Raw genomic sequence first — 14,893 nt, 5'->3', positions numbered from 1 at the left:
GGAGGTTTAATAGTGAGCAATAAAAAATTAGATAATGAAAAATTAACTTTATCCGCTCTTATATTAATTATTTTTACATCAGTCTACGGCTTTAATAATATTCCAAGAGCCTTTTACTTAATGGGCTATTCAGCAATTCCATGGTATTTATTTTCAGCATGTTTTTTCTTTATACCTTATGCATTTATGATGGCCGAGTATGGTGCAGCTTTTAGAAAAGAAACTGGTGGAATTTATACTTGGATGGATAGATCAATAGGACCTAAATATGCATTCGTTGGTACATTTATGTGGTACAGTTCTTATTTAATTTGGATGGTTAACGTATCATCATCTATTTGGGTGCCTTTATCCAATTTAATTTTTGGATCTGATAATACTTCAACTTGGTCTTTGTTTGGATTAAATGCACCAAGAACACTAGCTATATTAGGATCTATCTTCGTTATATTAATAACATTTATATCTTCTAAAGGTCTTAAAGGAATTGCTAAAGTTGCCTCTGTTGGAGGTATATTTGTAACTAGTGCTAACTTAGTTCTATTAATTGGTGGATTAATAGTATTAGTGGGAAATAACTTTAAGTTAGCTCAGCCTATAGATGTTAATGCATTCCTATCCTCTCCTAACCCAGCTTATCAATCTCCTTTAGGAATACTTGGATTTCTTGTTTTCGCATTATTTGCTTATGGAGGCCTTGAAGTTGTTGGAGGGTTAGTAGATTCAACTGAAAATCCTAAAATTACTTTTCCAAGAGGAATAAAAATAGCAGCAATATTTATTGCTATAGGCTATTCTCTTGCAATTTTATTTGAAGGTTTTTTTATAAATTGGAATAATGTTTTGAGCGGTAAAGAAGTTAACATGGCAAATGTGTCATATATAGTTATTAAAAATTTAGGTATTGAAATTGGAAAAGTTTTTGGTTTATCCTCTTCTTCAATTGATACTTTAGGATTTTGGTTTGCTAGATACATTGGACTTGCAATGTTTTTAGCCTTATTAGGCGCATTCTTTACATTAGCTTATTCTCCATTAAAGCAACTAATAGAAGGAACACCCGCTGGAATCTGGCCTAAATCATGGAGTGAAAAAGATAAAAATAATATGCATTCAAATGCAATGTGGGTACAATGCATTATAGTTGTAACAATAATATTAATTTCATCTTTTGGAGGCAAAAGTGCAAGTATATTTTTAAATTACTTAGTTTTAATGGCAAATGTAGCTATGACAATTCCCTATATGTTTTTATCTTTTGCATTTATTTACTTTAAAAAGAAGAAGGAAATTGAGAAGCCTTTTGAAATATACAAAAAAAGTTCATTTGCTACTGCCGCGGCAATTATTGTAACTTTAACTGTTGGTATTGCAAATTTATTTACAATACTTCAACCAGCAATAGAAGCAAAAGACTACATCTCTACTATATTTCAACTTGTTGGACCTATAGTATTTGCAGCTATAGCCCTAATTTTATATTCTTTATACGAAAAGAGAATTGCTAATAAATAGAATAATGGATGTAAGTTATCTTACATCCATTATTCTATAATCATTTATTTTCTTGCAATAATTTAACTTTTTCTAGTTCCCTTATAAAGCTATCTCCATTAGAATTATCTATATAAAAAACACACATTATATTATCATCCAGTTCATTAATAGTTGTCGTAATTCTTGTATGATTTATTAACTTATCTACTTCAAATTTTCTATTTAAATTTAAATATTTATTCTTGCCATTAATTTTTATATTTTTACAGTTATCCAGTACCTCTACCTTAACATCCTCTTTTGTTTTAATTCCTATAATCATTCCATTTTTAGTGTATTTAAAAGAATAGCCGTCTTGCTCAAAACTTCCCATCTCCTCTATACCATTTATAATTTCCTCATAGTTATCCCATTCTCTTTCTATATCATCTTTATCATAATAATAATACCTTATATACAAATCTAAATTAAAAATTTTACTACTACTGCTTTCTATATCAAAATCATCTTGGATATCTTTATGATAACTTTCTTTTAATTTTTTATTTATTTCAAATATATTTTCTTTTATTCCTTCACAATTTTTTCTTACCTTATCTATTGCTTCTTTAAAATTCTCGGCATCTATAGGTTTGTTTAATTGAAAGTCCATTAATATGATTTTAGAGTTATATCTTATTAAACCAATGTTGAATTTAATTTCATCATTTTCATTTTCTATTGAAGTTAAATTTTCTATAACATCACTAGTATTTTCTATAGAATTATTATTCTTTAAAATGTTTACTACTATATCTACAAACTCAACTCTTTTATTAAGCTTCTTCAGAACTATAGATACATTTTCTACTTTTCTTTCCCCAACTAAAGTTACCATTTCTGATAAATCTGATAATACCCCACTATTACATTTGTCTAATTTTAGTATTAGCCCATTAATGCTACTGTCAACCTTAATATTGTACTCATTTCTTAAATTAACTTCAATTTCTTCTTGTAACTTTCCTTCTCTGTCTGCTATATATCTATTTACAGAATCTTTATCTAATAATAGCTTTTTTGCTTTATTTAAATATCTTAAGCAATTATAATAACCTTCCATCAACTTTCTCTTATTTTGCCTATCACAATTTACATATAAATTTCTATAATTTCTTATTAATAGGTTAATGGCAGATAAAGCTTCTATAATCGATATTTCCATTTCACTTTTCACTGTTGATAATTTATATTTATGATCATAACATAACTCCTCATGATCTCTATTTCCACTTAAAAAATTCTTTAATATTGAATTTTCTAATTCTAATCTAGCTAGATTTATGTTATAAATATCTTTTCTTAAATAATGATAGCTTTCCAGTAAATCATCCTCTTCACTATATTCTCTAATAGCCTTAAATATATCACTTAATATCTCTATTGCTTCATCTAGTTTTTCTTCACATTTTGAAGACTTTTTAAAAATATTTAGCATATTCATAACATTCTCCTTCCTATCTCTACTGCATCTTATGTTAAATGCATTATATTTATTTAGGTTATCCCATTTTAAGGTATTAATACATTTTTAGAATTTATTAATATTTTTCTTGACATTTTTTCCTTCAAGTTGTATTATGTATCTAAATCAAATACATGTGTTTTTTATATGAATACATTTTGATAAAAAGGGGGCTTTAATATGAAAAATAAATCATTAATACTAAAAATATTTATAGCATTAATAACAGGCATAATTTTGGGGCTAGCCTGTAAAAACTTTAACGTTGATTTTCCAATTAGACTTCTAGCAACTTTCAGTGAGCTATTTGGAAGTTTCTTATCATTTATTATTCCATTAATTATGATTGGTTTTATTGTTCCTGGAATAGCTTCTCTTGGACATAAATCTGGAAAAGGATTATTGATTACAACTTTAATTGCGTATATTTCTACACTATGTGCAGGATTTTTAGCATACTCAGCAGGGTCTTATTTGCTTCCTAAGTTATTAAAAGCAAATTCTTTAGTTATAGATTCAGGTACTGGGGTAAATCCTTTCTTCAAAATTGATATTCCTCCTATGATGACTGTAATGTCTGCTTTAGTATTTTCATTTATTATGGGGATAAGCTTATCTAAAATTAAAAATAGTAGTATATTAAATATCTTTAATGAATTTAGCTCAATAGTTTCTAAAATTGTCTCCAATGTTCTTATACCTATAGTTCCTATATATATTGGAGCAATTTTCGCTAAACTTAGTTTTAGTGGAGAAATATTTAGTACTTTAAAAAGCTTTGCTTTAGTTTATATAATTTTATTTTCTATTCAAGGAATATATCTTTTAATGCAATATTCAATTGCTGGTAGTATTAAAAAAGAGAATCCATTAAAACTTCTTAAAAATATGATTCCTGCATATTTAACGGCTGTTGGTACTCAGTCATCTTCTGCTACAATCCCTGTAACAGTTGAATGTGTTAATAATAATAAAGTTAATGAGGAAGTAACTGATTTTGTAGTTCCTTTAGCTGCAACTATACACTTAGCTGGTGATACTATTACTCTTGTATTAACATCTATGGCTGTCATGTATATGACTGGTAGAACTCCTAGCTTTGTATTAATGCTTCCATTTATATTTATGCTTGGAGTAACTATGGTTGCTGCTCCTGGAGTTCCTGGTGGTGGAGTTATGGCGGCTCTTGGAATATTAGAGTCAATGCTTGGTTTTGGAACACTTGAAAAACCTATTATGATTGCGCTTCATGCTGCTCAAGATAGTTTCGGAACTGCAACTAATGTAACAGGGGATGGAGCTATTGCTATAATAATCGATAGTGTTTTAAACTCTAATGAAGTAGTGGCAGAAAATTTAGAAGAACTTAGAGTTCTAGAATAAATAAAAAGAGATATGAAAAAATAAATTCATATCTCTTTTTGTTTACTCTATTTTTTAGTTTTTATATCTATATTTTCTCCATCAGACAATATTGTTATTTGCCCTTGTTTGTCTGTTCTATAAGCCTTTATTCCATAATTATTTATTTTTTGTAATGTTTCTTTGTGTGGATGTCCATATTTATTATCTACTCCACAACTAATTACTCCATACTTTGGTGAAACTGATTCAATAAATTCTTTTGTTGATGAGGTACTAGACCCATGGTGTCCAAATTTTAATACATCGGCATCTAAATTTTTAGGATATTTAGCTACAACGTCTTGCTCAGCATGAGCTTCTGCATCACCTGTAAACATATAGCTTGTATTTCCAAATGTTAATTTCATTATAGGTGAATAATCATTAAACTCTTCATATGATTCATAAATTGGAGAATAGACATCTATTTTTGCTCCTTCTCCTAAATCAAAATTCATTCCTTCTTTTATAACTTTTACTTTTAAGCCTTCCTTCTTAACAGCATTTATCATATTTTCGAAAGTTTTTGTATTATGAGTTACCTTAGGCATATAAAAATTTTCTACTTTATATTTTTCAAAAACTTTTTCCATTCCACCAATATGATCTTCATGAGGATGAGTTGCTATAACAATTTCAAAGTCATCTATATTTTTTTCCTCTAATTGTTTTATAAGCTTATCTGCATCACTCCTTGGCCCTGCATCTATTAATATATCAAAATCATTTACTTTAATATAAGCTGCATCACCTTGTCCAACATCTAAATAAGATATCTCTAATTTACCACTTGAAACCCCTGTATTGAAATTTTTAATATCTTTCCCAAAATATAAAGATATTAATGCAATTATTCCAAATACAATAATAGTTATAAATTGTGCTTTTTTGTTTCCCTTATGCTTTCTCATAGTTTCTTCAAAGGATTTTTTTAATTCTTTTTCTTTAGTCAAAGCTTTATCTCTCCTTACTTACAAACATATATTCTTATATTAATACTTATTATATGTTTTTATAGTAAAAATGTCAAAAGGCGTTGCATTCTGTCCTGCAACGCCCCATAGCCATAGTCAAATTTAAAATATAACTTCTGACTATGCTAATATTATTTGCTTTTTTATTAATTTTATTCTTTTTAATTACTTAGATTTTCAAAATTTTCTTGGGTCTTTAATTTTTTACTTGAATTATATTTTATTAAGGTCTTAGTAATGGTTGAAACTAATATAATTCCAAGAGCTAGTACTCCTGCCGAAGCTAAAGTTTTTATTCCAGTTTCCAAGGACTTCATAACATTCCCTGTAATGGCTTCAACCATTGTATAATACATGCCACCACCAGGAACTAATGGTATTAAAGCTGCTATTACAAATGTAGTTACTGGTGTCTTTAATATTCTTGCAAAAATTTCTGAATACACACTTAGTCCCACAGCTGCCCAAAATAAAGCTGTTGTATCAGAACCACCCACCTTTATTGAAAACTTGTATATAAACCATCCTAATGCACCACATAAAGCTGAAAAAAATAAATTTTTACCTTTAATATTAAAAACTATTCCAAATGCAAAAGATGAGATAAAAGCAGATAACACTTCAATAATCATATTTATACTCCTCCAAATACTCTAATCCAAAAACTTAAAACTACACCAGTACCAATAGCAACTGCTATAGCTGTCAAAAATGCTTCTGCTCCTCGTGCAAGCCCAGATACTAAGTCACCTGCAACAGTATCTCTTATTGCATTAGTAATTGCAAGTCCTGGAACTAAAAGCATTATAGACCCTATTATAACCTTGTCTATATCAAATGCTAACCCAACTTTTATAGATATAATTGCTAAAAAAGCTAAAATTCCAGCACAAATACTTGTTATAAAAAATGAATTTAATCCTATTCCTTCTCCCTTTATAGAAAAATGTTTAACTACTATTCCTATTAAAAATGCTGCGATAGCATCTCTTAAAGATCCTCCAAATAAAAAAACAAACCCAAAGGCTCCTATTGCTGAAAATAAAATTGTCACTTTATTTGAATATCTCTTTTCTTCCTCTATTTCTTTAAGTTTAATCTTCAATTCCTTTACAGTAAAATTACTTTTTGATATATTTCTTGCTAAATCATTAACCTTATGAATCTTTTGCAAATCTACCGATCGATTTAAAATTCTAACTACAAGTGATTTTATTTCTCCTTCATGTGAAGCTGATGCTATAATTACTGTTGGAGTAGCATAACTATCAGCTACCTCTATTCCAAATGAATTACAAATTTTATTCATAGTTTCTTCAACTCTATAAGCTTCTGCTCCACTTTCTAACATTATTTTCCCTGCGTAAGCTGCTACTTGAAGTATATTATTTATTTCCATTTCTTTTCCCTTCTTTTATATTTAACTGCATATATTATACAATTCTCATAACAGCCTGTCTATATTGATTTTACTCTTTTAAAAATTTTATTTCTTAACAAAATAAAGGAAAAAATCTTATAGATTTTTTCCTTTAAAACTATATATTATTAATTATATTTGATATACTTTGAACTGAAGTATTTCTTATAGTAAAAATCATGTCTTCACCTATTCTAAGCTTACATTCATTTTCATTTATTTTAACTTTATTTAAATTTAATCCTGTAGCTCCAAATTCCTTATATTTAGTTGGTGCTACATCTATTTCAAATTTACTATTTTTAGCTCCTGTAATTTTTATTAAACTTCCTTCACATTCATTATCTTGTATATTTAAAGTTATTATATTATTTCCTTTTAGAACTATTTTATCTTCTGGAACTGCTATTACTGATACCTTTCCAGTCATAGTCATCCATCCACCACTTAACTTTATTTTAGAAAGTAATTCAACTTTGTATTCTTTTGTGATATTACTTAATAATTGTCCTAATTCATATACGTTTAAATTGTATTTCATCTTTCTTCATCCCTCACAGTATTTTATAAAATATATTTTATTATACTATAACTCTATACGAATAACTATAAATATCTTTTAATAATTATTATCTGTTTCTATATACTCTCTATCTATATATTCAAGAAATCTACTTGTTTCATTTTTTCTATTGTAATCTTCATTTAAATGTGCTACTAAATATAAATGTTTTCTCGCTCTAGTTAATGCTACATAAAAGGTTCTTTTTTCTTCTTCTAAATTATTTGATTTAATTGACATATAGGCTGGAAAAGTATTTTCTTGAAGTCCAACAATAAACACACTATCAAATTCCAACCCTTTAGATTGGTGAACAGTTATAATTGGAATTCTCTTCTTATTAGTTCTATTTATAATTAAATTTTCAAGCTCTCCATTAGAAAGACCTGTTAATTTAATTATATCTAATAAAGAATCTCTATTACTTTTTTTATTATCATCCAATTCTCTTACTAATACATAAAAATCTCTAAGTCTTTCTATCTTTTCTCTTCCTTCTTTAACTGCTTCAAGACCTCTTCCTGAATATAATGTTTTTATATTAAACTTATTTATAATCTCTACTATTATATCTTGCGGTCTTTTAAATTCAACTTCTTTAAATAATTCATTAAGCTTATCACTAATATATGAAAATGCCTTTAAATGCTTAGACATATAATTTATTCTTTTAATAGACGTCGGAATTAAATCATTATTTATGGCTCTAACTAGTAAATCACTAGTAGCCAATATATCGTCCATAGCATCATGACTTGGTTTATTTCTAGTTTCAAATATATTGCTTAATGTTTCTAATTTATAATTAATTAAATTTGGATGAAATCTTCTGTATATATCTAATGTGTCATAAAAAGTTTTGAATTTATGTTCTTCTAAATTATTTCTATAAAGTTCACTTGTTAAAATATTTATATCATATTGAACATTGTGTCCTACTACTACAGTATCTTTTGAAAACTCCAAAAATTCTTTTAATACCTTTTGCTTATCTTCACCTTTTTCATTTAAAAATTCATCACTAAACCCATGTACATTAAATGATGAAGCTACAGATTTTTTATTTTTTAAAAACCTTTCAAAGCTATCAATAACTTCTCCATACTTATTGATTTTTATAGCTGCTATTTGAATTATTTCATCTTCTGTTACATCTGTTCCTGTGCTTTCAACATCAAAAACTATTATATTATCTTTTGCAAATTCATTTATTAATAATGAATACTTTTCACCATAAACTCTTGCATTTATATCTATAAAATCTGATAGAGTAATTCCAACCTCTCTATATTCTTTTGATTCAATAATTTGAAAGGTTTTATCACCAATACCTGTTGGAAGCCTTTTTACTATTCTCTTTAAGCTAACATTGTCATATTTATTTGCAATAAGCTTTAAAAAAGCTATTATATCTTTTATTTCTTGCCTTCTAAAAAACTTAAATTGATCTACTAATATAAATTCAAAATCTGCTCCTTCATAGCCAATTATATTTCCTAGCTCTCTACTTAATTTTATATTATAATTGTTATCTCTACTTAAGATACAAAGCTTCGATATATCTTCGTCTTTTTCTTTTAAAGATTTTACTTCCTCAAATATAAATCTAGCTTCTTCTCTTAAAGTATTACACATCTTTAATTGTATTTTTTCTCCATTATCTTCTGCTTCTGAATATATTTCATTTCTATATATAGATTTATATTGTGATTCAAAAGCATTCTTTAAAAAGCTTAAAGAACCATTAGTTATATTCTTTGTTGATCTATAATTTTTAGAAAACACTATTTCAATTGGATTATAAGATTCCTTAAAGTATTCTAATATTTTATATGGTTCTGAACCTCTCCAACCATAAATAGTTTGAAACATATCTCCACAAAGCAAGATGTTATTTCCTTTAAATATCTTCTCAATTATAAAATATTCTAATGTACTTGTGTCTTGAACTTCATCTATATTTATATATCTATATTTTTCTCTTAAATTTAAAACAAGTTTATCGTCCCTTAAAATTTCCTTTGCCTTTGAAGTTAAATCTGTAAAATCTAATCCATGATTATTATAAAGCAATGAATTATATAAATTAACTAAAAAATGGCCTTTTTCTAATAGAAAATACTTCATTTCATTATTCAAAGTACCTTTTTCACTACAAATAGAATTTATTTTGCTTTCCTTATATTTGAATATATTTTTTATAGTTTCACTATAATCATCTAGAATATTATTACTATATAAATTAAGCTTTGCTCTTTCTATTTTTATCAGCTCTATAAATTGCTGTAATTTAAAAACAGAATAGTTATAATAATTACATTCTTTTATTATTTCTCTACAATCTTCTTCATCAAAAACTATGAAGTCAGTAAATATATCCGTTCTTTTTTTTGCATCACTTTTAATTAAATCATAACAAAAACTATGAAAAGTTCTTATAGTAATATCTTTAGCTTCTTCTTTAACGACTTTTTCTAAACGTTCTCTCATTTCTGCACATGCTTTATTAGTAAAAGTTATACATAATATTTCTGATGCCTTTGCTTTTTTGCTATTTATAATATTGGAAATTCTACTTGATAAAGTATTAGTTTTACCGGTACCTGCAGAGGCAAGTAATAAAATGTTTTTTTCTAATTCATTTACAACTAAAGCTTGTTCTTGATTTAAATTCACATTTACTCCTCCTAGCTTTAATATTTCAAGTTAATTTTATCATATATAACTAAATTAATATAAAAATATTATAGTAACTTAGTAATATATATATAATTTATGTTATTTTGTTTAAAAATACTGTTATGTTATTATAGAATATATAATATTCTATAAAAATAGTAAACATAAGTGAACTAACTCGAATAAGCTTAAATTAACATAAATTTAAAGGGTGTCGCAAAAGCTGACACCCTTTCTTTATTAATTTATTTCATAACTTAAAAAAATAAATCTTTCTATATCTTCTTCTATAAGTTTTAAAGAGTTTCTCCAGAAGTTAACATTATGAACATCTATATTCATTATTTTTGTTACATCACAAACTTTTTCTTTTCCTGTGACAGCTAATAACTCTTCATACTCCTTGCAGAAGATTTCACCTCTTTTTAAATATTCAGCATATAAACCTTTTGCAAATAAGTTTCCAAATGCGTATGGGAAGTTATAGAAGTTAGCTGTAGCATAATAGTAATGTGGCTTCCAAGTCCACATATATTTATGCAAGAAGTTACTATCAAGTCCATCTCCATAAGCTTCCTCTTGAGCTTTTATCATAACATCATTAATTTCTTCTACTGAAAGAGAACTTTCTTTTCTTTTTTCAAAAATTTCACTTTCAAATAAGAATCTTGAATATATATCAACTATTACTTGATTGCAATCTGATATTTCCGCTTCTAAAATAGCAAAAGCTTCTTCTTTAGTTGCATCTTTTATTGCACCTCTTTTAACTATTATTTCACAGAAATTAGATGCTGTTTCTGCCAAAGTCATTTGATATTCTGAATTTAATACAGTTTCATTTCTTAAGCAATGACTATGAAATCCATGTCCAAGCTCATGTGCCATAGTTACAACATCACTAAAGCTATTACCATAGTTTAATAGTATTCTACTTTCATTTATATCTTTTATACTTTCGCAGAATGCTCCACCTACTTTACCTTCTTTAGGCATTACATCTATCCAATTATTATTAAATGCTTTTATAACAAAGTCTGCTAAATTATCACTAAAGCTTCTAAAATTCTTTTCAACAAAAGCCTTCCCTTGCTCGTAAGAAAATTTCATTTCTTTATTTATAACTGGTGCGTATAAGTCATAAAATGGTAATCCATTCTTATGCCCTAAAATTTCAGCCTTTCTTTTTAAATATTTTCTAAAGGATGGTAAACTTTCTTTTATAGCCGTAAGCATAGCATTTAAAATATCCTCATCCATTCTTGACTCTTCTAAAGTCATATGAAGAGGTGACTTATATCCTTTAAGCTCTGAAGTAGTTAAAACTTCTCCTTTAATTCCATTTAAAGCTGCTGCTACTCCATCTTCTATTTTTTCATAAGACTTAATTTCTGCTTCATAAGCTTTTTTTCTTAAGTCTGCATCTGGACTATATGCCATGTTTAATACAACTGTTAATGGTAATGATTTATCTTCATTATCAATATTAATATCAACTTTATGTGTTGATATTAATAAATCCTTATAATTTAACCAAGCATCTGAACCTGTATTTCTCATTTTAGCAATTATAGCTTCTTCTTTTTCACTTAGCATGTATTTATTTTTTTCTATTATTTCTTTTATAAAGAATTTATGCTCTTTTAATAAATTAGATGAATTAATTAAACTATCTATATTATCTATATTTGCTACCCATTTGTAAATTTTAGTTAATGGTTCTGCTAAAAGACTATATTTAGAATTTATAACATCTAAATATTTTCTTCCTTCTGGATTTTTTGAGTCAGTGCTTAAAGTTAAATTTGCATAAGCACCTATTTTATTTAAAAGTAAATTTATACTTTCTAACTTATTTATTAACTCTTCTAATTTTATTAAATCATCTGACTTTTGATCAGTATTTTTAGCAAATGTTTTAAGTTCTTCTATTCCTTCATCCACTCTTTTTAAGTCTAACCTAAACTCATCTGAAGTGAATGATGGATATAGCTCTTTTAAGCTCCATTCTAATGACATAATTACTCTCCTTTTATACTTATTTTTAATTATATGCTCTGTTAGACATTTTTCCTCTAACATAGTCTAATTATATTATTAAAATTATTTTTATTCAATTATTTACCACTTATATTGAATAATTTTTATTTCTAAATTCTGATGGCGATATTCCTACTATCTTTTTAAAGGTATTAGTAAAATGACTTTGATCATGAAATCCTAACAATATGCTTATTTCTAATATACTTTTTTCTGTACTTAACAGTAACGTCTTTGATCTTTCAATCTTTATTTCTCTCAAATACTTCATAATAGATATTCCCTTATATTTTTTAAAACAAGTTGATGCATAGCCTACTGATATATTTAAATTATTACATATTGATTCTAGTGATGTATGATTTTCAATATTTAAATGAAGAGCTTGTAAAAGCTTATTAACTGTAAAGCTATCAGTAATTTCCGTATCATTTATTAGTAAATCCACATATTCATTTATCATTTTTGTCTCAATAATTTGTAAACTACTTATGCTATTAGCCTCTTTAATTTGCCTATAAAATTTATTATAAATTGGATGAAGATATTTTTTAGATATTCCATTTTTTATAATCTCTCTAGTATATACTGCATTCCAAATTATTAAATCATCTCTTTTATGCTCTTTATCAACATCATCTATAACTTCAGATTTATGTTTTTCATTAACTATATTTATTATTTCTTCTTTGTTTCTTGACTCCATTAAAAGTGATATTTTGTTACTAAAAATATTAAAATCGGATTCAAAACTTTCATACCCATCCTTCATAAATTATCTCCTAATCATATTTAATAAAAAGTATATACATATTATATTTCAAATATACAAATTCTAGCAACAAATTTTATTATTAATTCAATATCTCTTCCTTAAATATGCAAGATATAAATTAAAACAATTTAAATAAAAAAGTAGGCAGATTCTATTTTATGAAATCCACCTACTATATATAAAAATCTAAGGGCTTTTTTTATTTAGCTGCTGCTTCTAAAGCTTTATTTACAGCTTCTAATACACCTTTTGATGAATTAGTTGCACCTGATATAGCTTCAACGCCTTCAGTACTTTGTTTCTTTATTATTTCTGGAACTAAGTTGTCTTTAACACCATCTACTAAAGTCTTAGTTTCATGTTGCTCTGTTAAGTTTATTTCTGATATCTTTCCTTTTGCAACTTTAACTTCTACTTTTATTGCTCCAGAAGCTCCTTGTCCTTCACCTGTATATGTTCCATCTTTATATTTTCCGCCACCACAGCCAACAAGTACTGTTGCTGACAATGCTATTGCTCCTAATATCGCAGTTAACTTCTTCATTCTTCTTCCTCCTACAATGTTATTTATCTATTTTTTTATATATGCAGCTGCATTCTTTCCAGCAGTTCTACCAAATGTAACTATATCTGCTAATGCATTTCCACCTAATCTGTTTCCACCGTGTACTCCACCAGTTACTTCTCCTGCTGCAAATAAACCTTTAATAACATTTCCATCTTTATTTACAACTTCAGCATTTGTATTTATTTTTAATCCACCCATTGTGTGGTGAACAGCAGGTGTTACAGGTATTGCATATACCTTACCTTGATTTAATTGTCTTGGAAGATCTTCTCTCTTGAATTCCGAATCAGTTTTAGCTGCTGCAAATTCATTATATTTATTAACTGTTTGAACCATTGTATCTTTATCTATTGATAGTTTTTCTGCTAATTCTGCTACTGAATCTGCTTCTGTAACTAATCCCATATTAAAGTATTCTTCTGTTGCTTTTAAGCTCTTTCTTAATCCTTCATCAAAGAAAAGATAAGCTACTCCATCTTTTTGTTCTAATATAGCCTTAGAAACAACGTCTCTTGTAAATAATTCATTTGTAAATCTCTTACCATCTTTATTAATAAGTATTGCACCATTTCCTCTTACTGCTTCTGTAACCATTACAGCCTTTTCTGGGACAACTGTTGGATGTGTTTGAATTTCTGTCATATCTACTAAGTCTGCTCCAAGTTTTTCTCCAAGAACTATACCGTCCCCAGTAGCTCCAGTATGGTTAGTTGTTGCAAAACCTTTTAAATCTTCTTTATAGCTAACTACCATTTCTTGATTAGCTGAGAAACCACCAGCTGCTATAACAACAGCTTTTGTATTTATTGTATATTCTTTACCTTCTTTATTTGTTACTTTAACTCCTGAAACATTACCATCTTTATCTACAACTATTTCTTTAGCTTCATTCCATAATCTTAAATCAACTTTTTCTTTTTCAGCAGATGCTTTTAACGTATCAACTAAGTGAGCTCCTACTGCCGCTCCACCTGTTGGTCTGTGTGTTCTATAATTTGTAGCTCCTGCCATTCTACCAACATCTGATAAGTCTGCACCTAAATCTGTTAACCATTTAACTGAGTCTTTAGCTTCATTAGATAATTTCTTAACTAATTCAGGGTTGTTCTTTTCATATCCACCCTTCATTGTATCGTTGTACATAGTTTCAATAGAATCCTCTATGCCTTTTGATTTTTGTTGTTCAGTTTCTGCTGCATTTAATCCACCAGTAGCTCTATTAGTATTTCCTCCTACTATAGGCATTTTTTCTAAAACAACAACATTCTCTACTCCCTCTTGTTTAGCTTGTACTGCCGCAGATAAACCTGCTCCACCAGCTCCTATAACTACTACGTCAGCAGTTTCTTTTTTTCCACCACAACCAACTAAAGTTGTTGGAACTAATATTAAAGCTGACATTATTAATGCTAAAGTCTTCTTCTTCATTAACATTTCTCCCCTTAATCCTTAATTATTCTTTAAATATTT

12 protein-coding genes are annotated in these 14,893 nt (G+C 27.4%); 2 read left to right on the top strand and 10 right to left on the bottom strand.

Annotated elements, in window-relative coordinates:
• Nucleotides 1-12 precede the first annotated feature (12 nt).
• Nucleotides 13-1,515: a glutamate/gamma-aminobutyrate family transporter YjeM gene (yjeM, locus tag ACZJV1_RS06405; protein ID WP_460287924.1), complete on the top strand. Its 1,503-nt coding sequence runs from the start codon at nt 13-15 to the stop codon at nt 1,513-1,515.
• 40 nt (nt 1,516-1,555) lie between these two features.
• Here the strand turns inward: yjeM and ACZJV1_RS06400 are convergent, their stop codons facing one another.
• Nucleotides 1,556-2,980 (bottom strand): hypothetical protein, encoded by a 1,425-nt coding sequence (locus ACZJV1_RS06400; RefSeq protein ID WP_460287926.1) that lies wholly within the window; start codon nt 2,978-2,980, stop codon nt 1,556-1,558.
• Nucleotides 2,981-3,181: 201 nt separating this feature from the next.
• Between ACZJV1_RS06400 and ACZJV1_RS06395 the strand changes: the two genes are divergently transcribed.
• The gene (locus tag ACZJV1_RS06395) at nt 3,182-4,384 is read left to right on the top strand and encodes a dicarboxylate/amino acid:cation symporter (protein WP_460287928.1); all 1,203 of its coding nucleotides are present in this window, start codon (nt 3,182-3,184) and stop codon (nt 4,382-4,384) included.
• 47 nt (nt 4,385-4,431) lie between these two features.
• Here ACZJV1_RS06395 and ACZJV1_RS06390 read toward each other — a convergent pair whose 3' ends face one another.
• The 9 genes from ACZJV1_RS06390 to ACZJV1_RS06350 all read right to left on the bottom strand — a co-directional run bounded on the left by ACZJV1_RS06390 (nt 4,432) and on the right by ACZJV1_RS06350 (nt 14,851).
• A complete protein-coding gene (locus tag ACZJV1_RS06390; protein ID WP_460288194.1) occupies nt 4,432-5,316 on the bottom strand; it encodes a ComEC/Rec2 family competence protein in 885 nt (294 codons plus the stop codon).
• Nucleotides 5,317-5,540: 224 nt separating this feature from the next.
• On the bottom strand, nt 5,541-6,011 hold the full coding sequence (locus ACZJV1_RS06385) for a threonine/serine exporter family protein (RefSeq protein WP_460287930.1): 471 nt from the start codon (nt 6,009-6,011) through the stop codon (nt 5,541-5,543).
• 2 nt (nt 6,012-6,013) lie between these two features.
• Nucleotides 6,014-6,778: a threonine/serine exporter family protein gene (locus tag ACZJV1_RS06380; RefSeq protein WP_460287932.1), complete on the bottom strand. Its 765-nt coding sequence runs from the start codon at nt 6,776-6,778 to the stop codon at nt 6,014-6,016.
• Between the two features lie 139 nt (nt 6,779-6,917).
• Nucleotides 6,918-7,340 (bottom strand): UDP-N-acetylglucosamine pyrophosphorylase, encoded by a 423-nt coding sequence (locus ACZJV1_RS06375; RefSeq protein ID WP_460287934.1) that lies wholly within the window; start codon nt 7,338-7,340, stop codon nt 6,918-6,920.
• Between the two features lie 78 nt (nt 7,341-7,418).
• Nucleotides 7,419-10,037 carry a 3'-5' exonuclease gene (locus ACZJV1_RS06370; RefSeq protein ID WP_463651796.1) on the bottom strand — a complete coding sequence of 873 codons (2,619 nt, stop codon included), beginning with the start codon at nt 10,035-10,037 and terminating at the stop codon, nt 7,419-7,421.
• Between the two features lie 243 nt (nt 10,038-10,280).
• Nucleotides 10,281-12,059, bottom strand: coding sequence for a M3 family oligoendopeptidase (locus tag ACZJV1_RS06365; protein WP_463651795.1), 1,779 nt, complete (start codon nt 12,057-12,059; stop codon nt 10,281-10,283).
• 109 nt (nt 12,060-12,168) lie between these two features.
• The gene (locus tag ACZJV1_RS06360; RefSeq protein WP_460287940.1) at nt 12,169-12,852 is read right to left on the bottom strand and encodes a helix-turn-helix domain-containing protein; all 684 of its coding nucleotides are present in this window, start codon (nt 12,850-12,852) and stop codon (nt 12,169-12,171) included.
• Between the two features lie 202 nt (nt 12,853-13,054).
• A complete protein-coding gene (locus tag ACZJV1_RS06355; protein WP_460287942.1) occupies nt 13,055-13,399 on the bottom strand; it encodes an FMN-binding protein in 345 nt (114 codons plus the stop codon).
• A 27-nt stretch (nt 13,400-13,426) separates the two neighbouring features.
• Nucleotides 13,427-14,851: a flavocytochrome c gene (locus ACZJV1_RS06350; RefSeq protein WP_460287944.1), complete on the bottom strand. Its 1,425-nt coding sequence runs from the start codon at nt 14,849-14,851 to the stop codon at nt 13,427-13,429.
• Nucleotides 14,852-14,893 lie beyond the last annotated feature (42 nt).

This window comes from Clostridium sp. LS3 (genome assembly GCF_055330225.1).
Note: the sequence above shows the minus strand (reverse complement) of the source record. Positions and strands in the feature narration are given on the sequence as shown.

Excerpts from the sequence above, each read along its gene's own strand:
- ACZJV1_RS06395 (WP_460287928.1), top strand. The coding sequence starts at position 3,182 with ATGAAAAATAAATCATTAATACTAAAAATATTTATAGCATTAATAACA.
- ACZJV1_RS06390 (WP_460288194.1), bottom strand. The coding sequence starts at position 5,316 with ATGAGAAAGCATAAGGGAAACAAAAAAGCACAATTTATAACTATTATT.
- ACZJV1_RS06355 (WP_460287942.1), bottom strand. The coding sequence starts at position 13,399 with ATGAAGAAGTTAACTGCGATATTAGGAGCAATAGCATTGTCAGCAACA.
- ACZJV1_RS06365 (WP_463651795.1), bottom strand. The coding sequence starts at position 12,059 with ATGTCATTAGAATGGAGCTTAAAAGAGCTATATCCATCATTCACTTCA.
- ACZJV1_RS06350 (WP_460287944.1), bottom strand. The coding sequence starts at position 14,851 with ATGAAGAAGAAGACTTTAGCATTAATAATGTCAGCTTTAATATTAGTT.
- ACZJV1_RS06400 (WP_460287926.1), bottom strand. The coding sequence starts at position 2,980 with ATGAATATGCTAAATATTTTTAAAAAGTCTTCAAAATGTGAAGAAAAA.
- ACZJV1_RS06380 (WP_460287932.1), bottom strand. The coding sequence starts at position 6,778 with ATGGAAATAAATAATATACTTCAAGTAGCAGCTTACGCAGGGAAAATA.
- ACZJV1_RS06375 (WP_460287934.1), bottom strand. The coding sequence starts at position 7,340 with ATGAAATACAATTTAAACGTATATGAATTAGGACAATTATTAAGTAAT.
- ACZJV1_RS06385 (WP_460287930.1), bottom strand. The coding sequence starts at position 6,011 with ATGATTATTGAAGTGTTATCTGCTTTTATCTCATCTTTTGCATTTGGA.
- ACZJV1_RS06360 (WP_460287940.1), bottom strand. The coding sequence starts at position 12,852 with ATGAAGGATGGGTATGAAAGTTTTGAATCCGATTTTAATATTTTTAGT.